Source organism: Hafnia alvei, from assembly GCF_900095695.1.
Lineage (GTDB): Bacteria > Pseudomonadota > Gammaproteobacteria > Enterobacterales > Enterobacteriaceae > Hafnia > Hafnia alvei_B.
In genome coordinates, this window is the sequence record NZ_FMIQ01000027.1 from 24,723 (window position 1) to 46,181 (window position 21,459).

A 21,459-nucleotide genomic window follows, 5' to 3' on the forward strand; every position below is an offset into this window, starting at 1 on the left:
ATTACGTAGAGGATTCAAGATGGCTACTGGAAAGATTATCCAGGTTATCGGCGCTGTGGTGGACGTCGAGTTCCCGCAAGATGCCGTGCCTAAAGTGTATAACGCACTTGAGGTGAAAGGCGGTGCCACTAAACTGGTACTGGAAGTTCAGCAGCAGCTAGGCGGCGGCGTTGTACGCTGTATCGCTATGGGTACTTCTGACGGTCTGCGTCGCGGACTGGACGTTGTTGACCTGGAGCACCCGATTGAAGTCCCAGTAGGTAAAGCGACCTTAGGCCGCATTATGAACGTACTGGGTGAGCCAATTGATATGAAGGGTGATATCGGCGAAGAAGATCGCTGGGCTATTCACCGTGAAGCTCCAAGCTACGAAGAACTGTCTAACTCGCAAGAACTGCTGGAAACCGGTATCAAGGTAATGGACTTGATTTGTCCGTTCGCTAAGGGCGGTAAAGTCGGTCTGTTCGGTGGTGCGGGTGTTGGTAAAACAGTAAACATGATGGAGCTGATCCGTAACATCGCGATCGAGCACTCAGGTTACTCTGTATTTGCCGGCGTGGGTGAACGTACTCGTGAGGGTAACGACTTCTACCACGAAATGACCGACTCCAACGTATTGGACAAAGTATCACTGGTTTATGGCCAGATGAATGAGCCACCAGGAAACCGTCTGCGCGTTGCGCTGACCGGTCTGACTATGGCTGAGAAGTTCCGTGACGAAGGTCGTGACGTACTGCTGTTCATCGATAACATCTACCGTTATACCTTGGCCGGTACCGAAGTATCTGCACTGCTGGGTCGTATGCCTTCTGCGGTAGGTTATCAGCCAACGCTGGCGGAAGAGATGGGTGTTCTGCAAGAACGTATCACCTCTACCAAAACGGGTTCAATCACCTCTGTTCAGGCCGTTTACGTACCTGCGGATGACTTGACTGACCCATCACCAGCAACCACCTTTGCTCACTTGGATGCAACCGTGGTACTGAGCCGTCAGATCGCTTCTCTGGGTATCTACCCAGCCGTTGACCCGCTGGATTCCACCAGCCGTCAGCTGGATCCACTGGTTGTGGGTCAGGAACACTACGACGTGGCACGTGGCGTGCAGTCTATTCTGCAACGTTATCAGGAACTGAAAGATATCATCGCGATTCTGGGTATGGACGAATTGTCTGAAGAAGACAAATTGGTCGTTGCTCGTGCGCGTAAAATCCAACGTTTCCTGTCACAGCCATTCTTCGTTGCTGAAGTCTTTACCGGTTCTCCGGGCAAGTTCGTCTCGCTGAAAGATACCATTCGTGGTTTCAAAGGCATTCTGGATGGTGATTACGATCATCTGCCAGAGCAGGCGTTCTACATGGTTGGCACCATTGAAGAAGCAGTGGAAAAAGCCAAGAAACTGTAACGCCTTGAGAGGAGGTTGATATGGCTATGACTTACCATCTGGACGTTGTCAGCGCAGAGCAGAAAATGTTTTCTGGGCTGGTACAGAAAATCCAGGTGACAGGTAGTGAAGGTGAGCTAGGGGTTTTCCCTGGTCACGCCCCGCTGCTTACTGCCATTAAGCCTGGCATGGTGCGTATTGTTAAACAGCATGGTGAAGAAGAGTTCATCTACCTGTCCGGCGGTATCCTTGAGGTACAGCCGAGCTCGGTAACCGTGTTGGCAGATACCGCCATTCGTGGTCAAGACCTCGACGAGGCGCGAGCGATGGAATCTAAGCGTAAAGCGGAAGAACACATCAATAACTCGCACGGCGATGTCGACTATGCTCAGGCATCAGCGGAATTGTCCAAAGCGATCGCGAAACTTCGCGTTATCGAATTGACCAAGAAAGCGATGTAAGCAGACTCCAAATAAAAAGCGGCTGAAAAGCCGCTTTTTTTTATTCTGAAAATAAGACTTTCCCCAGAGCAAATCTCGCCTAAACGTTGTGCAATTAACCTATTATTTGTCTCTGTTCGCAGACATATTTTCCCATTCTGCCCGCTGTTATTTATTATGTGTCTATTCCGCAGCCAGCGCGGCTTGCGAAAGTTTTGTGCTGAGAAATATGTAGTAATTCTGTTATCAAACAGGTTTACTTTGCCCATCAATTTGAATGAATCAGGTTGCTTATGTCTAACAGTTCTTTAAGCGTTGTTATTCTTGCCGCAGGCAAGGGTACTCGTATGTATTCCGATCTTCCTAAAGTGCTTCATCCTCTGGCTGGAAAGCCAATGGTTCAGCATGTCATTGATACGGCTTTAAAGTTGGGCGCACAGAACGTGCATCTGGTTTATGGCCACTGTGGGGATCTGCTAAAAGAAAAACTGTCAGACCAACCGCTGAACTGGGTATTACAGGCCGAGCAGCTGGGGACTGGGCATGCGATGCAACAAGCGGCGCCACATTTTTCTGATGATGAAGATGTGCTGATGCTGTATGGCGATGTGCCGCTTATTTCCGGTGAAACGCTGCAACGTCTGTTAGCTGCTAAACCGCAGGGCGGTATTGGTTTGCTGACCGTTAAGCTTGCTAATCCTACTGGCTATGGCCGCATAGTGCGTGAAAACGACAACGTTGTGGGCATCGTTGAACATAAAGATGCCACGGCTGAGCAGCATAAAATCAATGAAATCAACACTGGAATTCTGGTTGCTAGTGGTCGCGATCTAAAACGTTGGCTAGGCAAACTTAACAACAATAATGTTCAGGGTGAATATTACATTACTGACATTATCGCCTTGGCGCATCAGGAAGGTAATCGTATCGAAGCCGTTCATCCTGATCGCTTGAGTGAGGTTGAGGGCGTTAACAACCGTCTGCAGCTGTCTGCTCTGGAGCGTGAATACCAGTCTGAACAGGCACAGAAGCTGTTGTTAGCTGGCGTAATGTTGCTTGATCCTGCCCGTTTCGATCTGCGCGGTGAACTGATCCACGGTCGCGACATCTCCATTGATACCAACGTGATTATCGAAGGTACCGTTAAGCTGGGCGATCGCGTACGTATCGGTACCGGCTGTGTGCTGAAAGACTGCGTTATCGGTGATGATTGCGAAATTAGCCCTTATACCGTGATTGAAAACTCCACTTTAGCGACGGAATGTACCGTGGGGCCATTCGCTCGCCTGCGTCCAGGCGCTGATTTGGCTGAGAAGGCGCATGTTGGCAACTTTGTTGAGATGAAGAAAGCGCGCTTGGGTAAAGGCTCCAAAGCAGGACACCTTTCCTATTTGGGCGATGCGGAAATTGGCGAAAACGTGAACATTGGTGCGGGTACGATTACCTGTAACTACGATGGCGCAAATAAATTTAAGACAATTATCGGCGACGATGTGTTTGTGGGGTCCGATACTCAACTGGTGGCTCCAGTCACCATTGGCAACGGTGTCACTATTGCTGCGGGCACAACCGTAACGAAAAACGTGGCGGAAAACGAGCTGGTTTTAAGCCGCGTTAAGCAAACGCATATCCAAGGCTGGAAGCGCCCGGTAAAGAAATAGTCGCCGAATAATATAGGTTATCCCCGTTAAACACGGTTGATGATTACAACGGTAATCTATTTTGCACTGTGTCTTGTTTACCAAGGCACAGAACAAAATAAGCAGTAAAAAATAATATCCCCACAGGGGAATCGCCCCAATCTCTACAGGCTCGGGGCACCAAATCAGATCGTACGGACATCGACAGAACAGCAAACGAAATGCTGTTCTTGTTATAGGAATCAAACACTATGTGTGGAATTGTTGGCGCAGTTGCGCAGCGTGATATTGCAGAAATCCTGTTAGAAGGTCTGCGTCGTTTAGAATACCGTGGTTATGATTCTGCGGGTCTGGCGGTCGTTGATCATCAGGGGCATATGCAGCGTATCCGCCGCGTCGGAAAGGTGCAGGCTCTCAGTGATGCCGTAGCGGAAAGCCCAATGACCGGGGGAACCGGTATTGCGCATACTCGCTGGGCAACGCACGGTGAACCTACCGAGCACAATGCGCACCCGCATGTTTCTGAACATATTGCCGTGGTACACAACGGTATTATCGAAAACTACGAATCCCTGCGTGCGTTGTTGATTGAGCGTGGCTATCACTTTACGTCTGAAACCGACACCGAAGTGATCGCGCATCTCACCCATTGGGAGCAGCAGCAGGCTGGTGGTTCTCTATTAGAAGTGGTTCAACGCGTTATTCCACAGCTGCGTGGCGCTTACGGCACCGTAGTGATGGATGCACGCCATCCAGATGTGCTGGTCACCGCCCGCTCAGGTAGTCCGCTGGTGATTGGTTGCGGGATGGGAGAAAACTTTATTGCCTCCGATCAGCTGGCACTGCTGCCTGTTACTCGCCGCTTCATCTTTTTGGAAGAGGGCGATATAGCCGAAGTGACGCGCCGTACGGTGAAGATCTTTGATAAAGAAGGCAATGCTGTTGAACGCGCAGAAATTGAATCCAACGTGCAATATGACGCGGGTGACAAAGGTGCATACCGCCACTACATGCAAAAAGAGATCTACGAGCAGCCGTTAGCCATCAAAAATACCCTCGAGGGGCGTTTTAGCCACGGTAAAGTTGATCTGAGCGAACTCGGCGAGAAAGCTGATGCGCTGCTGGCGAAGGTGGAGCACATCCAGATTATCGCCTGTGGGACTTCATACCACTCGGGTATGGTGGCGCGCTATTGGTTTGAATCTCTGGCCGGTGTGCCTTGCGACGTGGAGATTGCTTCTGAATTCCGCTATCGCAAGTCTGCGGTACGTAAAAACAGCCTGATTATTACGTTATCTCAGTCGGGTGAAACTGCGGATACGTTAGCGGCTTTACGTCTGTCTAAAGAGATTGGCTATTTAGGCTCGTTGGCTATCTGTAACGTAGCGAGCTCGTCGCTGGTGCGTGAATCTGATTTGGCTCTGATGACCAAAGCAGGAACGGAAATCGGCGTAGCATCAACCAAAGCGTTTACCACTCAGTTAACCGTTTTGCTGATGCTGGTGGCGCGTATTGGTCGCCTGCATGCGATGCCTGAACAGGTTGAACACGATATCGTTCACGCCCTGCAAGCTCTGCCTGCGCGTATTGAGCAGATGTTATCAATGGATCAAGGCATTGAAGAATTAGCCGAAGATTTCATGGATAAGCAGCATGCGTTGTTCCTTGGCCGTGGCGATCAGTACCCAATTGCAATGGAAGGTGCTCTGAAGCTTAAAGAGATCTCCTATATCCACGCAGAAGCCTATGCGGCAGGTGAACTCAAACACGGACCACTGGCGCTGATTGATGCCGATATGCCGGTGGTTGTGATTGCGCCAAACAACGAACTGTTGGAAAAATTAAAATCCAATATTGAAGAAGTTCGCGCGCGCGGCGGTTTACTGTATGTCTTCGCTGATAAAGACGCAGGCTTCACCGATAGCGAAGGTATGCGCATTATTTCTCTGCCGCACGTAGAAGAGGTGATTGCGCCAATCTTCTATACCGTTCCGCTTCAGCTGCTTTCGTATCACGTGGCGCTGATCAAAGGTACTGATGTCGATCAGCCGCGAAATCTGGCTAAATCGGTAACCGTTGAGTAAAACCGTCTCTAAGCCCCGTTCGCGGGGCTTTTTCATTTTTCCCCGCCAACAAACATTTCATCTGTAATAAAACTGTCATATTCCATACATTTTACTGTCATCAAACTGCCTTATTTTCCCTCCTGCACCATACTTAAACTTGATTGTTCACACTGATGCTGATGAATAACACTCCCCGTGGAGGGAATATGAAGCCGATGCGTTCCTTGGTTGTCACTAAAAAAATGGTTACCTCTAAGACTGTTGCTGCCATTGTTGCTGCAACTTGCTCTCTGACTACAATGTCTGCATTTGCCGCGACCAGCTTGACCGGTGCCGGTGCGACTTTCCCCGCGCCTGTTTATGCTAAGTGGGCAGATACCTATCAGAAAGAAACCGGTAACAAAGTTAACTATCAAGGTATTGGTTCTTCCGGCGGCGTTAAGCAAATTATTGCTAACACCGTTGATTTCGGTGCTTCTGATGCGCCTCTTACCGATGAAAAACTGGCCGCAGACGGCCTGTTCCAGTTCCCAACCGTTATCGGTGGTGTGGTGCTGGCGGTCAATATTCCGGGTTTGAAATCTGGCGAACTAACGCTGGATGGCAAAACTCTGGGTGATATCTATTTGGGCAACATCAAAAAATGGAATGACCCAGCGATCACCAAATTAAATCCAGGCTTAAAACTGCCCGATACCAACATTGCCGTGGTTCGCCGCGCTGATGGCTCTGGTACTTCTTATGTCTTCACCAACTATCTGGCGAAAGTGAACCCAGATTGGAAATCTAAAGTTGGCGCAGGATCTACCGTTAATTGGCCAACCGGTTTGGGCGGCAAGGGTAACGACGGCGTAGCCGCGTTTATCCAGCGTCTGCCAGGTTCCATTGGCTATGTTGAGTATGCTTACGTTAAGCAAAGCAAGCTGGCTTATACCAAGCTGATCTCTGCTGATGGCGACGCTGTTCTGCCAACGGAAGAGAGCTTTAGCAACGCTGCTAAAGGCGCTGACTGGAGCAAATCCTTCGCCCAAGACCTGACCAACCAGAAAGGCGCTAATGCATGGCCTATCAGCTCCACCACCTTCATTCTGGTGCATAAAGATCAGCAGAAACCAGAGCAGGGTGCTGCGGTACTGAAATTCTTTGACTGGGCCTATAAAAATGGCGGCAAAGAAGCCAGCGCTTTGGACTATGCACCACTGCCTAACGCTGTCGTTGAGCAGATCCGTGCAGCATGGAAGACCAACGTAAAAGATAGTTCAGGTAAAGCGCTGTACTAATGTTTCATCCGCTTCCAGAGCTGATGCTTTGGAAGCGGAACACTAGTTTAAGAAGAGAATCACATGGCTGAACATCCGTTACCTAAGCCTTCGTTGCCCAAGAAAGAATCAAAAATAAAACCACCGAGTAAAAACGGTGACGTTATCTTTGGTGCTCTAGTCAAACTAGCAGCGCTGATTACTCTATTGTTGCTGGGCGGCATTATTGTTTCGCTGTTTATCGCGTCGCTGCCGAGCATCCAGAAGTTTGGCTTCGCCTTCCTGTGGTCCAAAGAGTGGGACGCACCAGCGGAGCAGTTCGGTGCCTTAGTACCCATTTACGGCACGATCGTCACCTCAATCATTGCCTTAGTGATTGCCGTACCGGTGAGTTTTGGGATCGCGTTGTTCCTCACTGAACTCGCACCAACTTGGCTGCGCCGCCCGCTGGGTGTTGCGATTGAACTGTTGGCCGCTATTCCGAGCATTGTTTATGGCATGTGGGGGCTGTTTGTTTTTGCTCCGCTGTTTGCCGAATATTTCCAAACGCCGGTGGGCGATGTGCTTTCCGGTATTCCGATTGTGGGTGACCTATTTGCTGGCCCTGCGTTTGGTATCGGTATTTTGGCAGCCGGCGTGATTCTTGCCATCATGATCATTCCTTATATTGCCGCCGTAATGCGTGACGTGTTTGAGCAAACGCCGGTGATGATGAAAGAATCCGCCTACGGCATTGGCTGTACGACGTGGGAAGTGATGAGCCGCATCGTTCTGCCATTTACCAAAAATGGAGTGATTGGCGGCATCATGCTGGGCTTAGGGCGTGCGCTGGGCGAAACCATGGCGGTAACCTTCGTTATTGGTAATACCTACCAGCTCGACAGCGCTTCGCTGTTTATGCCGGGGAACAGTATTACTTCTGCTTTGGCGAACGAGTTTGCTGAGGCTGAGTCAGGACTACATACGGCGGCGTTGATGGAATTAGGCCTGATCCTGTTTGTTATCACGTTCATTGTGTTGGCGTTGTCCAAGCTGATGATTTTACGTCTTGATAAGAATGAGGGACGTTAAGATGGCGATGATTGATATGAATGACGCTCAGGCTTTAGCCAGTTCACGCCGAAAAATGCAGGCATGGCGTCGTCAGAAAAACCGCATTGCGCTGTTTTTGTCGATGGTTACGATGGCCTTTGGGCTGTTCTGGCTAGTGTGGATTTTATTTTCGACGATCACGAAAGGCGTTGATGGCATGTCCATCGCGCTGTTTACCGAAATGACGCCCCCGCCAAACAGTGAGGGCGGTGGTTTGGCTAACGCCATTGCCGGTTCTGGCTTGCTAATCCTGTGGGCTACGGTGATTGGTACTCCGCTAGGCATTATGGCTGGTATCTATTTAGCCGAGTATGGCCGCAAAGGATGGTTGGCGAATTTTATCCGCTTTATTAATGACATCTTGCTCTCTGCGCCGTCTATTGTGGTTGGGCTGTTTGTTTACACCATCGTTGTTGCCAAGGTGCAGCATTTCTCCGGGTGGGCGGGTGTGATTGCGCTAGCGCTGTTGCAGATCCCTATCGTTATTCGTACCACCGAAAACATGCTGAAACTGGTACCTGATAGCCTGCGTGAAGCGGCCTATGCGCTGGGAACACCAAAATGGAAGATGATCTCTGCCATCACGTTAAAAGCATCGGTTTCCGGCATTATCACCGGCGTGCTGTTGGCGATTGCGCGTATTGCTGGTGAAACCGCACCGCTGCTGTTTACATCGCTCTCCAACCAGTTTTGGAGCACCGATATGTCGCAGCCGATTGCCAACCTCCCGGTCACCATATTTAAGTTTGCAATGAGCCCGTTCGCCGAATGGCAAGAGCTGGCTTGGGCTGGGGTGTTACTGATAACCCTATGTGTTCTGCTGCTGAACATTCTGGCGCGCGTCGTTTTTGCTCAGAAGAAGCGCTAAGAAAAAGCATTAATTATTGCAGGCGTTGCTTATCTCTAAGAAAAGCAGCGTCGTGAAAAAGAGAGATTAGAGATGAGTATTGTTACAGACACGACCAACAGCAAAATCCAGGTTCGCGATCTTAACTTCTACTACGGCAAGTTCCACGCGCTGAAGAATATTTCGCTGGATATCGAAAAGAACAAGGTGACGGCGTTTATCGGCCCGTCAGGCTGTGGTAAGTCCACATTGCTGCGTACCTTTAACAAAATGTTCCAGCTCTATCCTGAGCAGCGCGCAGAGGGTGAAATCCTGCTCGATGGGCACAATATTCTGACTGATAACTCAGATATCGCTCTGCTGCGTGCCAAAGTGGGTATGGTATTCCAAAAGCCAACGCCTTTCCCGATGTCAATTTATGACAACATTGCTTTTGGCGTGCGTTTGTTTGAAAAGCTGTCGCGTGCCGAGATGGATGAGCGCGTTCAGTGGGCATTAACCAAAGCGGCGCTGTGGAACGAATCAAAAGATAAGCTTCATCAGAGCGGCTACAGCCTATCTGGTGGACAGCAGCAGCGTTTGTGTATAGCGCGTGGAATCGCTATTCGGCCTGAGGTTTTATTGCTCGATGAGCCTTGTTCTGCGCTGGATCCGATTTCCACCAGCAAAATTGAAGAGCTGATCACTGAACTGAAAGAAGACTACACGGTAGTGATCGTAACGCATAACATGCAGCAGGCTGCCCGTTGCTCAGACCATACTGCGTTTATGTATCTGGGCGAACTGATTGAATTTAGCGATACCGACACCCTGTTTACTTCTCCGGCGCAGAAGCAAACGGAAGATTACATTACTGGCCGTTACGGCTGATTACGGGACTTATCATGGATAATTTAAACCTAAACAAACATATTTCCGGTCAGTTTAACGCCGAGCTGGAGCACATCCGTACTCAGGTGATGACCATGGGTGGGATGGTTGAGCAGCAGCTTTCAGACGCGATTACCGCCATGCACAACCAAGACGGCGAGCTGGCTAAACGCGTTATTGAAGGCGATAAAAAAGTTAACATGATGGAAGTGGCGATCGATGAGGCCTGTGTGAAGATCATCGCTAAGCGCCAGCCCACTGCCAGTGACTTACGTTTGGTTATGGCGATCATCAAAACGATCTCCGAATTAGAACGTATTGGCGACGTAGCCGATAAAATCTGCCGTACGGCGTTAGAGAAATTCTCTCATCAACATCAACCGCTGTTGGTTAGCCTAGAGTCTCTGGGCCGCCATACTGTACAGATGCTGCATGACGTGCTGGATGCGTTCGCCCGCATGGATCTGGACGAAGCAGTACGTATTTATCGTGAAGATAAAAAAGTCGACCAGGAATATGAAGGCATTGTGCGTCAGCTGATGACCTACATGATGGAAGATACGCGCACCATTCCAAGCGTTCTCACCGCGCTGTTCTGTGCGCGCTCCATCGAGCGTATTGGTGACCGCTGTCAGAATATCTGTGAGTTTATTTTCTACTTCGTTAAAGGGCAGGATTTCCGCCACCTTGGCGGTGATGAGTTGGATCAGCTCTTGGCGAAGGATGGGAATAAGCCGACTTGATGTAAGTGAGTGTGTAGATCGTACATATAAATGCGGTATATGGTTTCGTTCGCCATTCTATAAGTAAGTTTCCATGAAACCACTGTTGTAGGCGAACGAGTTGGGTGCGCCAGCGCGCGCACCCAACACCCGCGCGCTCTTATCCGAGATGCCATTTCCGCTCCGGTTTGGTATCGCCCATCCAGGGCGCCCCAAACTCCGCCGGTACATCCCTGTACCGGCGGCTCTCCCTACCAAAACTTAAACAATATAAAAGATAGGCAGGCAAAAATGTCTTTGTCTTGTTAGATGAAATGCATTTTAGAGCCGCCAGCAGGGATGCTGGTGGCAGGTCGAGGGCGTACAGGATGTACGCTCTGAGACCGGTCGGGCAAACGGCTCGGTAAAAAGCGCGTGAGTTGAGAGTCCCCGCGCAACGGGACTCTCATCGGACGCCTACGCCAGTGGCTTCATGGAGACGTCTATGCAGATAGGCGTACGAAACCTTTCACTGTTTGAACATAGAAGGTTTCTTCGCCAGATCAAAATTCCACCCTCTTAAAACAAATTCATCTATCCATATCCTCTAATAGTATTTCCAGTTCTATGTGGGTTAAGCGTAATTTAATCCTGTCGCTAAAAATAAAGCCGCCAAAACATACTTCTGGGCACAATACCTTTAGGAGCTTTTCCATGAAGCAACGCGTTCTCGTTCTGTCCTTGTTAGCCAGCCTTTCCGCTGTTTCTGGTTTGGCTCACGCCGATAAACTCGATGATATTCAAAAAGCTGGCGTTGTACGTATCGCCGTTTTTGATAGCAATCCACCGTTTGGTTATGTCGATCCCCAAACCAAAAAGCTGGTGGGTTATGACGTAGACGTTGCCGATGCCATTGGTAAAGCGTTGGGGGTGAAAGTTGAACTGAGAGCCACTAACCCTGCTAACCGAATTCCACTGTTAGCGTCTAAAAAAGTCGATTTAATCGCTGCGAACTTCACCATTACGCCAGAACGTGCCAAAGAGGTGAATTTCAGCGTGCCGTATTTCCGTACGGGGCAAAAATTCATTGCCCACAAAGGCGTGCTGAAACAGCCTGACGATATTGCCAAGCTGCGTATCGGCGCTGATAAAGGCACCGTGCAGGAAATTACGCTACGCGATAAATACCCAACCGCTAAAGTGATCTCCTACGATGACACGCCGTTGGCGTTTGCTGCGCTGAGAAACGGCAACGTTCAGGCTATTACGCAAGACGATGCCAAATTGGTTGGGTTGTTAGCCAATGTGCCGGAAGCAGCAAAAGCTGATTTTGAAATATCACCTTTCAGCATCACCAAAGAGTATCAAGGCATTGGCTTGCCAAAAGGCGAAGATCGTCTGACGACTAAAGTGAATACCGTGCTGGAAGGTCTGGAGAAAGATGGTCAGGCCGAGAAGATTTACGATCGCTGGTTTGGCCCAGAAACAAAATCTGCCCAGCCACGTGGTGATTTTAAAATTGGCCCTGTTGATATCAGCAAGTCCTAATCAATTCTGAATAAGTGCGGCCGCGCTGCTGTGTCTAGGCGTGGTCGCATTTCCCGTATGACTTGGAATAGCTGTTATCGAGGCAGCTATTCCAAGTGGTTTGGGAATATCGCGATCGGTGAGCATGATGAACGGACAATCTTTTTACGATGTAATTCTGGCACCGCAGTATCTGCATTGGCTGTGGTCTGGGTTTCTGATTACGCTGGTTATTTCTGCGTGTACGGTTGTTCTTGCTACCCTTCTTGGCCTGATATTAGCGGCGTTGCGTGATAGCCCACAGCGCTGGCTGAGTTTGCCCGTTGTGGCCTACAGCTCGGTTTTCCGCAACACGCCGCTGCTAGTTCAGCTCTTTTTCTGGTACTTCGGTGCAGGACAGCTTCTACCTTCCGCTGTGATGCAGTGGCTAAATACGCAGCATGAATGGACGATAGGTGGATGGACTCTCGCATGGCCGTCGTTCGAGTTTTTGGCCGGTTTAGTTGGCCTAACGCTGTATTCCGCAGCGTTTATTTCTGAAGAGATCCGCGCAGGAATTCGCGGTGTGGCAAGCGGGCAAAAACAGGCCTCGCAGGCGCTAGGACTAAGCCTCTGGCAAAGCATGCGTTATGTCGTGCTGCCGCAGGCGGTGAAGATTGCTCTGCCACCGTTGTTAGGCCAGTACATGAATATCATCAAGAACTCGTCATTAACCATGGCCATCGGTGTGGCTGAGCTTTCGTATGCTTCACGGCAGGTGGAGACTGAAACGCTAAAAACATTCCAAGCGTTTGGCGTAGCGACCCTGTTGTACGTTTTAATTATTGCGCTGATGGAAGGCTGGGGAATGTGGTATCAGCAGCGTCGACGGATGCAGGAGCGCTATTAGAATGGATTTCACCGTTATTCACGATAACCTCAGCTATCTGCTGTGGGGGCAGTTTCCTGATGGTCCCTTAGGGGGTGCCGCGTTAACGCTGGTGATAAGCCTGATTGCAGGGTTGATTTCTGCCGTGTTGGGCACGTTGTTGGGGATTTGTTTGGCGATGTCGCGCGGTTGGCTGGGCGCTGCCTTGGCAATGGTGCTGGGATTTTTTCGCGCTATTCCGGTTATCATGCTGATCTTCTGGACTTACTTCCTTCTCCCAATCGTATTTGGCGTTGATATACCCGAGATCACCACGGTAGTTTGCGCGCTAGCATTGATCGCCTCAGCCTATCTGGCGCATGCCGTTGCGGCTGGTATACATGCTGTAGGGCGTGGACAATGGCAGGCAGGGCTTTCTCTGGGGTTAAATCGCTGGCAGGTTTTGGGTAATGTGGTGTTGCCTCAGGCGCTACGCATGATGGTGCCGTCTTTTATTAATCAATGGATTTCATTGATTAAGGATACTTCGCTGGCATATATCGTGGGCGTGAGTGAACTGACGTTCTTAGCTACGCAGGTTAACAACCGCAGCATGGTGTATCCGATGGAAGTGTTTATGTTTGTAGCGGGTGTCTATTTCGTGATGTGTCTTGCGCTAGATGTGGCTGCCAACCAGCTGAGCCGGCGTTTTACGTCGCAAAATATCGTGGTAAAACGCCGCTGGTGGCAGTTGAAACCTGCGTTACCTGCAAGCTAAAACTATTTGGTCAGCGACCAACCACGTTCACGCCATAACTCTGGCAATACGCTGAGATCGTCAAAAGAGGTCACCAGCGGATGCTCAATAACTGGATTATGTGCGTCGCCGCAGTAGTAGAACACTGGGATACCGGCGGCAATGCCCGATTTCACGCCTGATGGTGAATCATCCACTAAAATACACTCTTTAATATCTACGCCCATCTCTTTGGCTGCGTGGAACATCAGGTCTGGGTCGGGCTTCCAGCTCTGGATATCGTAGCCGCTGTAGAGTCGGTCACCAAAATAGTTGAGCATTCCGGTTGAACCCAATGAGTTTTGCATTTTGCTGACAGGTCCGTTGGACGTGGTGCACATGGGAACCGTTATCTGTGACAGCAACGATTCTGCATGGGGAATCGATTTCAGTTCGGTGGCAAACAGACGGGCGACCTCATCGCGGTAAATTTGCTCCATTTCATCACGCTCGGACTCAAAAGCATGTTCTTGTTTGATGCGCTCGATGATCTCGTACAGCTTAACGCCTTTGAATTCCTTGAAAACGCGATCCAATGACAGATGTACCCCGTAGTGGGCGAACATATGAACGTAAGCTTTGCTGCACAGGTATTCACTGTCGACCAGCGTGCCGTCACAGTCGAAGAAAATACAATTGATAGATGTCATTGGGCTTCCTTGTTTTTCATGGCAAACGGCAGCCTAGCGCTGCCGTCGTCAGAGATAAACCAGTGCCCAGTTTAATCACTTAAGGCAGAAAAGCGAGTCTCAGTAAATGCGAAGCGATCGACATCAAATAGCCCTAAGCTGGTTAATTTCAATGAGGGGATGACCGGCAATGACAAAAATGCCATCTGAATAAACGGTTCATTTAGCGTCACACCACAGAGGCGACAGGCATTTTTCAGATGGGTGATATCATCGGCGATCTCTGCCGCAGGTTTGTCACTCATCAAGCCTGCAATAGGCAGCGAAAGATGGCTTTTCACCTCACCTTCATCGACAACGCATAAGCCCCCACCCTGTGAAATCAACTGATTAACGGCGATAGCCATATCGCGCGCATGATGACCGATCACCACGATATTATGGCTATCATGGCTTACGGTTGCTGCCATGGCCCCGCGTATAAGACCAAAGTTTTGCAGCAAACCTAAAGCGGGGGGTTTTTGATGACCGTAACGTTCCATGACCGCAATTTTGCATACGTCGTCGTGATCGAAACGCTCGCCCTGCCAAATAACGGGCAGTTCACAGGTAATCAGTTCATTTGGGATCACCTGTATTGCCCGATAGCGTTCGCCGATTTCCAATGGAAGCGTTAGTGCAGATTCATCAACCGGCGTGCGTTGAATAGTATTTTGCGTCGGTGGCTGGGTTTGCTGGTAACGCTGTTCGCTGGTTGCTGTGAGTTGTTGGCCATCAACCCGCTTTCCTCCGGCAATGACCTGCTGAATTTCAACTTGTTGTACATCATTGAGTATCACGATATCCGCTCTTTTACCTGGGGCAATAAGACCCAGACGTTTTAAGCCGAAATGCCGTGCTGGAGACCAGCTTGCGACGCGGTAGGCAACGTGAACCGGTATGCCATGCTGATTGATTAGGCGATGAATGAGGGCGTTGATATGGCCTTCATGCGCAATTTCCCACGGATTACGATCGTCGGTACAGAGCATGCATTGTGGGCTACTGAACTCATTAATCAGCGGCGCTAGCGTATCCAGATTGCGCGCAGCGGAGCCTTCTCGCATCATGAGCGCCATACCCAGAGACAGTTTTTCGCGCCCTTCCTGCAGCAGTAGAGTTTCGTGGCAGTTTTCTACGCCTGCCGCTAGATACCCGTTAAGGTCTTTGCCGCTGAGCATGGGGCTATGGCCATCAAGGGTTAAATGGCGAAAGGCGTCCAGTTTGTCCATGATGTCGCCGTCTCCAGCAATAACGCCGGGAAAGTTCATCATTTCCGCCAGCCCAAGGACGTGCGAATGATCGCGGTATTTCAGCATTTCATCTAAAGGAAACTCGGCTCCGTTGATGTCGCTTCCCGCAAGCGCTGGTACGCATGAGCTGATTTGTACGAACTGATTTTGTTGAGCCTGTTCCGCACAGCGTAAAAACCATTCCAACCCTTGCTTACCCATCACGTTCACAATCTCATGAGGATCGCAGACGATGCTGGTGACGCCCAGCGGTAAGGTTGCGCTTTCAAACGTTATTGGCGTCATCATGCTAGATTCAATATGCAGGTGAGAATCAATAAATCCCGGTACCGCAATAGCGTTATTGGCGTCAATCCGGCGATGGGCTACGGCACCTGCATAGGCGGGGCCGACGCCGGCAATATTTGCACCGCAAATGACGATCGGACCCAGCAGTTCGCCACCGTTTATCAGATCGAGAATGCGAACATTGTCAATAATGCAGTCAGCTGCTTCATCGCCGCGTGAAACGGCCAGAAGGCGGATCATTTCTTCACGCGAAAGCGATTGCGTATGCTTATTATTTATTCCTTCCATGTTAATTTCCGCTCCTTGAAATTGTTTTTATCATATTGATATTAATCTGTTTTTATTTATATAAACGCATTATATGAGAGCCTAAATAGGTCTACGTGACACCGCTCACTAAAATGACGAGTAAAAAAACATCTAGAAATCTGTGTGACGGGGATCATTATTTAGCTCTTTTGGTATAGGATACTCTCCCAAAGCCAATATCCATCCGGATTTAATAGAATGAATAATTCAACTTCAAACTCTGCTCAAGGGCAGGGGCTGTTTGAGCGTGTCTTCAAATTGCAGGAGCATGGCACCACCGCAAGGACTGAGGTGATCGCCGGTATCACCACGTTTTTGACTATGGTGTATATCGTCTTCGTCAACCCGCAAATCCTCGGCGCTGCCGGCATGGATACACAGGCTGTATTCGTTACCACCTGTCTGATCGCTGCTTTCGGTAGTATCTTCATGGGCCTGCTGGCTAACCTACCGGTAGCGCTGGCTCCTGCTATGGGGCTGAATGCCTTCTTTGCCTTTGTCGTCGTTGGCGCTATGGGGCTGACATGGCAGGTTGGTATGGGCGCTATTTTCTGGGGTGCCGTTGGCCTGTTGCTGCTGACTATTTTCCGCATCCGTTACTGGATGATTGCGAATATCCCAATGAGCCTGCGCGTGGGTATCACCAGCGGTATTGGTTTGTTTATCGCGATGATGGGCCTGAAAAATGCCGGGATCGTTGTGCCGAACAAAGATACGTTGGTTGCCGTTGGAAATCTGACCTCTCACAGCGTTTTGCTGGGGGCTTTGGGTTTCTTTATCATCGCGATTTTGTCATCCCGTAGCTTCCATGCCGCCGTGTTGGTATCCATCGTGGTGACTACGCTTATCGGCTGGGCACTGGGCGATGTGCAGTATTCCGGTTTGTTCTCCATGCCGCCGAACGTGACCAGCGTCGTAGGTCAGGTTGATTTATCTGGGGCGTTAAACATCGGTCTGGCTGGCGTGATTTTCTCCTTCATGCTGGTAAACCTGTTTGACTCATCAGGCACATTGATTGGTGTAACGGATAAAGCAGGGCTGGCAGATAAGAGCGGTAAATTCCCGCGCATGAAACAGGCGTTGTATGTCGATAGCATCAGCTCCGTCGTAGGTTCTTTTATTGGTACGTCATCGGTGACGGCTTATATCGAAAGTACCTCTGGAGTTTCCGTGGGCGGGCGTACAGGCTTAACTGCGGTAGTCGTGGGCATTCTGTTCCTGCTGGTGATTTTCCTTTCGCCGCTGGCGGGAATGGTTCCTGCTTATGCTGCGGCAGGCGCGCTGATTTATGTGGGCGTATTGATGACGTCTAGCCTGTCTCGCGTGAAGTGGGATGATTTGACTGAAGCCGTACCGGCGTTTATCACCGCGGTCATGATGCCGTTTAGCTTCTCGATCACGGAAGGTATCGCGCTTGGCTTTATCTCTTACTGCATTATGAAGTTAGGCACCGGCCGCTGGCGTGAAATCAGCCCATGCGTGGTAATTGTGGCGCTGCTGTTTGTGCTGAAGATTGTATTTGTTGATGCGCATTAATCGCGGTTAAGCCCCTTCTGACATCCCGTTTGCTGGGATTATTAGCCTCTCTCTTCTCAGAGAGAGGCTGGGAAGGGGTTTTTTAGTTCTGCTTACCCATTCACTTCTCTATCAATCAATTCTCTATCAATAACTTATCTATCAACCGACGCGGCGTACATAATCTGCAAATGCAGACAGCTGTTTGCCTAAGAACTCAATGGTTGAAGCATCCGTTAATGTGCCCTTCTGTTCATCCACTTTGCTCTGGATCACGCCGCCCATAAACTCAGGTTTATTCATCACCTGAGAGTCTAAGAATACCAAAATCTGGCGCAGATGATACTGGCAGCGTGCACCGCCAACCGGCCCCATTGAGCTGGTCTGGATTGCCACAGGCTTTCCAGCTAACGGTTGATTTGGCAGACGAGAGATCCAATCGATAGCGTTTTTCAGGCCACCCGGAACAGAGTAGTTATATTCGGGGGTGACGATGATTACGCCATCAGCCTGACGAATTTGCTCGGCAATCGCCTCAATTTGAGCAGGGAAGCCTTCATCCTGTTGGCGATCTGCGTCATAGAGAGGGATATCGCGAATAGAGGGTAAAGCTTCAATGGTTACGCCTTCAGGCGCTAAGCCGGGCAGAGCATTGGCGACGATCCCATTGTAGGAACCTTTACGTAGGCTACCGAGTAAAGTGACAATTTTCAGTGGTTTATCTGACATAAGTTCTCCATTTCTTGATGTAATTTAACCGGATATGTAGAACTCATCTTAGATCAATAATCAATCATAGAGTAGATAAGTTGTTATCAGACTTATCATTTAAGCCGTTTGTATTGGTGCGTTGCTGGTAAAACGCAAATAGGAAGTGGACTCTTTTAGCTCAGCTTGTTTCTCTGCGGTGATATTGAGCAACTGGTTTTCTTCTTGATCCATCAGCCAATAATTGAGCTGTCCTAACGTGGGCGATTTACTGCATGCCCACGCGATCTCGCCCTGTATTGCGCTAATGGTTTCGACCTGCGGCGTTACCGTTGAACGCAGTTTTCCTGCACCCGGTAAAAGGCGTAGCGTTTGTAAACCGCTGGTACCCAGCCCTGAGATCTTAAGAACCGATTCACGAATAGCCCAAAGCTGGGTTGTTGCTTCCAAACGATCGGCTTGTCCATCGATCCAAATTTTTTCGCCGCTGGTAATATATTGCTGCTGAAGGTGAATAAAGCCGCCCTGACGCGCTCGGATAATCTCGACGTCCATGCCGACTTTCCCATTGGTGCCAAGCATCAATGCGATGACACCGCCAGCATACCCCAAGCTAAAATCGGGAAGCGTTGGATCAACAAAGCACGGCCTGCCACTGGGCGCAACGGCCAAGCGAGGCAGTTTTTCATAGCCATAAAGTTGAAACATAAGCTCTGCGAGCAATGCTCGGCCATGTAAAAAACGTTCACGGCGTTTAGGTGAGTAGTGAAGTGAGGTGGTGATCAGATCGTCGGTGAGACGATGTACGTCTAAAGGTTGGTTGGATAAATACCACCAAGCAAAATGATTATCCATAGTCGCTCCCTGATTTACGGATGAATTGGCGGATATACGTAACGTACTAACTATAGCGTAAGCGCTTTCGCTCACGAGATTATTTATCTTCGTCAGATATTTAGTAACTCGATTTTGTGTGAACTGTGCAACAGCGCACTGATTTAACTAACAAATTTAACGCTGGCTATGACCATAAACGGTTATGTTTTGGTAAATATCAAGTAGAACAAGGAGTTGGAATGGTGATGCAAAAGAAGTCTTAAACGGGGTATCGGCCTGCTGGTTTTGGTGGCTCTGATTATCCTTTTACATAACAGCCCTCTAGCCGAAGTGTTATCGCACGTTGAAACGTTACAACAATGGGTGAGTTCGCATGGCTGGTGGGGAGTTTTGGCTTACATATTGTTGTTTGTTATCACTTCGCTATTCCTGTTCCCAGGAAGCGTGTTAGTTATCGCTGGCGGTGTCGTTTTCGGGGTGTTTTACGGAACGCTCATCTCATTATTTGCCGCCACGTTGGCTTCTTCGCTCTCTTTTTTGTTAGCCAGATACTTAGGACGCTCTTGGTTATTACGCCGTTTGGGTGGAAACCAAAAATTTGAGCAGATTGAGCGAGGCATTCAACGCTATGGTGTGGATTTTTTGATTTTTACCCGCCTGATTCCGCTTTTTCCCTACAATATTCAAAATTATGCTTACGGGTTAACGGCGATATCTTTTTGGCGCTACAGCGTAGTTTCTTGCTTAACCCTTCTGCCGGGAACGTTCATATTCACGTTTATGGCCAGTGAATTGGCTGAAAATGGGATTACGCTAAATGTAACGCTAAAACTCTTCTTGTGCGGCGCGCTGTTGTTTGTTTTGACACAGGTAACGCGTAGGGTTTTCAGGAAGCGGTTTAGTAAAAAATAAAACCCGCCACTGGCGGGTTTTTGAACAGAAGTAATCACTTACCAATGCAGAAACTTGAGAAAATGCGGCCCAGTAAATCATCTGAGGTGAATTCGCCGGTAATCTCACTGAGCGCCTGCTGAGCAAGACGTAGCTCTTCAGCCAGTAATTCACCTGCATAAGCGCTTACAAGCTGTTCCTTGCCCTGCTCAAGGTGTTCTGCGGCGGTTTCAAGCGCCTGAAGGTGACGGCGACGAGCTAAGAACCCACCTTCCATATTGCTGGTAAAGCCCATGCTCTGCTTGAGATGGTCGCGCAGAACGTCGATGCCTTCACCGGTTCGCGCAGAGAGTCTAATAAGTGAGTAACCATTTACTTCGCTGAGTCCCAGCGCTTCGCCGGTCATGTCGGCTTTGTTGCGTACTACGGTAATCGGCAATGTTTTTGGCAAACGAGCCATAAACTCAGGCCAGATGCTGGCGGGCTCAATAGCGTCAGTTGTAGTGCCATCAACCATGAACAGTACGCGGTCGGCCTGTTCGATCTCATTCCATGCACGTTCGATACCGATGCGTTCAACTTCGTCGCTGGCTTCGCGTAAACCTGCGGTATCAATGATGTGTAGCGGCATGCCGTCGATATGAATGTGTTCACGTAGGACGTCACGCGTTGTACCCGCGATGTCGGTGACGATAGCGGCTTCGCGTCCTGCAAGTGCGTTTAACAGGCTGGATTTACCGGCGTTCGGGCGGCCAGCAATCACCACTTTCATCCCTTCACGCAGCAAACTTCCCTGACGCGCTTCGGCACGCACGGCCTGCAGCTCTCCCATAATGCCGTTTAGCTGTGCTTCAATTTTACCGTCTGAGAGAAAATCGATCTCTTCGTCGGGGAAGTCGATAGCGGCTTCAACAAAAATACGCAGATGAGTCAGCGCTTCCACCAGCTGATTAACGCGATTGGAGAATGCGCCTTGAAGCGAATTTACCGCTGAGCGTGCAGCCTGTTCGGAGCTGGCATCGATGAGGTCGGCAATTGCTTCGGCCTGCGCTAAATCGAGTTTGTCATTTAGAAATGCGCGCTCAGAGAACTCTCCCGGGCGGGCAATGCGGACTTCTGGCATCTGTAGAATGCGTTTTAGTAGCAGATCGAGGATGACAGGGCCGCCATGGCCTTGCAGTTCAAGAACGTCTTCACCGGTAAAAGAGTTTGGGCCGGGGAAGTACAGCGCGATCCCCTGATCCAGCACGCTGCCGTCTGTATCTTTAAACGGTAGGTAATCCGCATAGCGCGGCTTAGGTAATTTACCCAGCAACGCCATAGCGACTTCTTTAGCCTGACGTCCTGATACGCGCAGAATGCCTACGCCGCCGCGCCCCGGTGGGGTTGCTTGGGCAACGATGGTGTCGGATTGGCTCATAGTCATACTCTCTCGTTACTAAATTGAAATTCGTACCCACCATAGACCTTCATGCTGAGACGACGATAGGTCAATGAGGTCATAAAACAGGGCATAAAAAAAGG

Annotated in this window: 19 protein-coding genes; 14 read left to right on the top strand and 5 right to left on the bottom strand. The window is 49.7% G+C overall.

Going from position 1 to position 21,459, the window contains the following annotated elements; all coding sequences use genetic code 11:
* Positions 1–19 precede the first annotated feature (19 nt).
* From atpD to BN1044_RS07330, 12 genes are all read left to right on the top strand, one after another.
* The gene (gene atpD, locus BN1044_RS07275; RefSeq protein ID WP_072308136.1) at positions 20–1,402 is read left to right on the top strand and encodes a F0F1 ATP synthase subunit beta; all 1,383 of its coding nucleotides are present in this window, start codon (positions 20–22) and stop codon (positions 1,400–1,402) included.
* 20 nt (positions 1,403–1,422) lie between these two features.
* Complete coding sequence (locus tag BN1044_RS07280) at positions 1,423–1,842, top strand: F0F1 ATP synthase subunit epsilon (RefSeq protein WP_004093913.1); 420 nt, start codon at positions 1,423–1,425, stop codon at positions 1,840–1,842.
* A gap of 272 nt (positions 1,843–2,114) precedes the next feature.
* Positions 2,115–3,482 (top strand): bifunctional UDP-N-acetylglucosamine diphosphorylase/glucosamine-1-phosphate N-acetyltransferase GlmU, encoded by a 1,368-nt coding sequence (glmU, locus tag BN1044_RS07285; RefSeq protein WP_072308137.1) that lies wholly within the window; start codon positions 2,115–2,117, stop codon positions 3,480–3,482.
* Between the two features lie 230 nt (positions 3,483–3,712).
* On the top strand, positions 3,713–5,545 hold the full coding sequence (gene glmS / locus BN1044_RS07290; protein WP_072308138.1) for a glutamine--fructose-6-phosphate transaminase (isomerizing): 1,833 nt from the start codon (positions 3,713–3,715) through the stop codon (positions 5,543–5,545).
* A 224-nt stretch (positions 5,546–5,769) separates the two neighbouring features.
* The gene (gene pstS, locus BN1044_RS07295) at positions 5,770–6,807 is read left to right on the top strand and encodes a phosphate ABC transporter substrate-binding protein PstS (RefSeq protein WP_175421594.1); all 1,038 of its coding nucleotides are present in this window, start codon (positions 5,770–5,772) and stop codon (positions 6,805–6,807) included.
* Between the two features lie 63 nt (positions 6,808–6,870).
* Positions 6,871–7,857 (top strand): phosphate ABC transporter permease PstC, encoded by a 987-nt coding sequence (pstC, locus tag BN1044_RS07300; RefSeq protein WP_072308140.1) that lies wholly within the window; start codon positions 6,871–6,873, stop codon positions 7,855–7,857.
* Between the two features lies 1 nt (position 7,858).
* Positions 7,859–8,746, top strand: a complete 888-nt coding sequence (pstA, locus tag BN1044_RS07305) for a phosphate ABC transporter permease PstA (RefSeq protein ID WP_040045286.1) — start codon at positions 7,859–7,861, stop codon at positions 8,744–8,746.
* Positions 8,747–8,818: 72 nt separating this feature from the next.
* A complete protein-coding gene (pstB, locus tag BN1044_RS07310) occupies positions 8,819–9,595 on the top strand; it encodes a phosphate ABC transporter ATP-binding protein PstB (protein ID WP_025797376.1) in 777 nt (258 codons plus the stop codon).
* A gap of 14 nt (positions 9,596–9,609) precedes the next feature.
* Positions 9,610–10,338, top strand: coding sequence for a phosphate signaling complex protein PhoU (phoU, locus tag BN1044_RS07315; RefSeq protein WP_025797374.1), 729 nt, complete (start codon positions 9,610–9,612; stop codon positions 10,336–10,338).
* A 672-nt stretch (positions 10,339–11,010) separates the two neighbouring features.
* Positions 11,011–11,844 (top strand): ABC transporter substrate-binding protein, encoded by an 834-nt coding sequence (locus BN1044_RS07320; RefSeq protein ID WP_025797372.1) that lies wholly within the window; start codon positions 11,011–11,013, stop codon positions 11,842–11,844.
* A gap of 127 nt (positions 11,845–11,971) precedes the next feature.
* On the top strand, positions 11,972–12,712 hold the full coding sequence (locus tag BN1044_RS07325) for an amino acid ABC transporter permease (RefSeq protein ID WP_072308141.1): 741 nt from the start codon (positions 11,972–11,974) through the stop codon (positions 12,710–12,712).
* Position 12,713: 1 nt separating this feature from the next.
* Positions 12,714–13,448: an amino acid ABC transporter permease gene (locus BN1044_RS07330; protein WP_072308142.1), complete on the top strand. Its 735-nt coding sequence runs from the start codon at positions 12,714–12,716 to the stop codon at positions 13,446–13,448.
* A gap of 2 nt (positions 13,449–13,450) precedes the next feature.
* Here the strand turns inward: BN1044_RS07330 and yieH are convergent, their stop codons facing one another.
* Positions 13,451–14,116 (bottom strand): 6-phosphogluconate phosphatase, encoded by a 666-nt coding sequence (gene yieH, locus BN1044_RS07335; RefSeq protein ID WP_072308143.1) that lies wholly within the window; start codon positions 14,114–14,116, stop codon positions 13,451–13,453.
* 71 nt (positions 14,117–14,187) lie between these two features.
* Positions 14,188–15,963 carry an adenine deaminase gene (adeD, locus tag BN1044_RS07340; protein ID WP_072308144.1) on the bottom strand — a complete coding sequence of 592 codons (1,776 nt, stop codon included), beginning with the start codon at positions 15,961–15,963 and terminating at the stop codon, positions 14,188–14,190.
* Positions 15,964–16,182: 219 nt separating this feature from the next.
* Here adeD and BN1044_RS07345 point away from each other — a divergent pair, with 219 nt between their 5' ends.
* Positions 16,183–17,520: an NCS2 family permease gene (locus BN1044_RS07345; RefSeq protein WP_040045281.1), complete on the top strand. Its 1,338-nt coding sequence runs from the start codon at positions 16,183–16,185 to the stop codon at positions 17,518–17,520.
* A gap of 141 nt (positions 17,521–17,661) precedes the next feature.
* Here BN1044_RS07345 and BN1044_RS07350 read toward each other — a convergent pair whose 3' ends face one another.
* Positions 17,662–18,228 (bottom strand): NADPH-dependent FMN reductase, encoded by a 567-nt coding sequence (locus tag BN1044_RS07350; protein ID WP_072308145.1) that lies wholly within the window; start codon positions 18,226–18,228, stop codon positions 17,662–17,664.
* A gap of 99 nt (positions 18,229–18,327) precedes the next feature.
* On the bottom strand, positions 18,328–19,062 hold the full coding sequence (locus BN1044_RS07355) for a 4'-phosphopantetheinyl transferase family protein (RefSeq protein ID WP_072308146.1): 735 nt from the start codon (positions 19,060–19,062) through the stop codon (positions 18,328–18,330).
* Positions 19,063–19,338: 276 nt separating this feature from the next.
* Here BN1044_RS07355 and BN1044_RS07360 point away from each other — a divergent pair, with 276 nt between their 5' ends.
* Positions 19,339–19,956: a TVP38/TMEM64 family protein gene (locus BN1044_RS07360; protein ID WP_072308234.1), complete on the top strand. Its 618-nt coding sequence runs from the start codon at positions 19,339–19,341 to the stop codon at positions 19,954–19,956.
* Positions 19,957–19,990: 34 nt separating this feature from the next.
* Here BN1044_RS07360 and mnmE read toward each other — a convergent pair whose 3' ends face one another.
* On the bottom strand, positions 19,991–21,355 hold the full coding sequence (gene mnmE, locus BN1044_RS07365; RefSeq protein ID WP_072308235.1) for a tRNA uridine-5-carboxymethylaminomethyl(34) synthesis GTPase MnmE: 1,365 nt from the start codon (positions 21,353–21,355) through the stop codon (positions 19,991–19,993).
* Between the last annotated feature and the right edge of the window lie 104 nt (positions 21,356–21,459).

Bases quoted from the DNA above. Each gene is read 5' to 3' on its own strand.
- yieH (WP_072308143.1), bottom strand. From the start codon at position 14,116: ATGACATCTATCAATTGTATTTTCTTCGACTGTGACGGCACGCTGGTC.
- pstC (WP_072308140.1), top strand. From the start codon at position 6,871: ATGGCTGAACATCCGTTACCTAAGCCTTCGTTGCCCAAGAAAGAATCA.
- BN1044_RS07280 (WP_004093913.1), top strand. From the start codon at position 1,423: ATGGCTATGACTTACCATCTGGACGTTGTCAGCGCAGAGCAGAAAATG.
- atpD (WP_072308136.1), top strand. From the start codon at position 20: ATGGCTACTGGAAAGATTATCCAGGTTATCGGCGCTGTGGTGGACGTC.
- glmS (WP_072308138.1), top strand. From the start codon at position 3,713: ATGTGTGGAATTGTTGGCGCAGTTGCGCAGCGTGATATTGCAGAAATC.
- pstB (WP_025797376.1), top strand. From the start codon at position 8,819: ATGAGTATTGTTACAGACACGACCAACAGCAAAATCCAGGTTCGCGAT.
- BN1044_RS07350 (WP_072308145.1), bottom strand. From the start codon at position 18,228: ATGTCAGATAAACCACTGAAAATTGTCACTTTACTCGGTAGCCTACGT.
- mnmE (WP_072308235.1), bottom strand. From the start codon at position 21,355: ATGAGCCAATCCGACACCATCGTTGCCCAAGCAACCCCACCGGGGCGC.
- BN1044_RS07330 (WP_072308142.1), top strand. From the start codon at position 12,714: ATGGATTTCACCGTTATTCACGATAACCTCAGCTATCTGCTGTGGGGG.
- BN1044_RS07325 (WP_072308141.1), top strand. From the start codon at position 11,972: ATGAACGGACAATCTTTTTACGATGTAATTCTGGCACCGCAGTATCTG.
- glmU (WP_072308137.1), top strand. From the start codon at position 2,115: ATGTCTAACAGTTCTTTAAGCGTTGTTATTCTTGCCGCAGGCAAGGGT.
- BN1044_RS07345 (WP_040045281.1), top strand. From the start codon at position 16,183: ATGAATAATTCAACTTCAAACTCTGCTCAAGGGCAGGGGCTGTTTGAG.
- pstA (WP_040045286.1), top strand. From the start codon at position 7,859: ATGGCGATGATTGATATGAATGACGCTCAGGCTTTAGCCAGTTCACGC.
- BN1044_RS07320 (WP_025797372.1), top strand. From the start codon at position 11,011: ATGAAGCAACGCGTTCTCGTTCTGTCCTTGTTAGCCAGCCTTTCCGCT.
- adeD (WP_072308144.1), bottom strand. From the start codon at position 15,963: ATGGAAGGAATAAATAATAAGCATACGCAATCGCTTTCGCGTGAAGAA.
- phoU (WP_025797374.1), top strand. From the start codon at position 9,610: ATGGATAATTTAAACCTAAACAAACATATTTCCGGTCAGTTTAACGCC.
- pstS (WP_175421594.1), top strand. From the start codon at position 5,770: ATGGTTACCTCTAAGACTGTTGCTGCCATTGTTGCTGCAACTTGCTCT.
- BN1044_RS07355 (WP_072308146.1), bottom strand. From the start codon at position 19,062: ATGGATAATCATTTTGCTTGGTGGTATTTATCCAACCAACCTTTAGAC.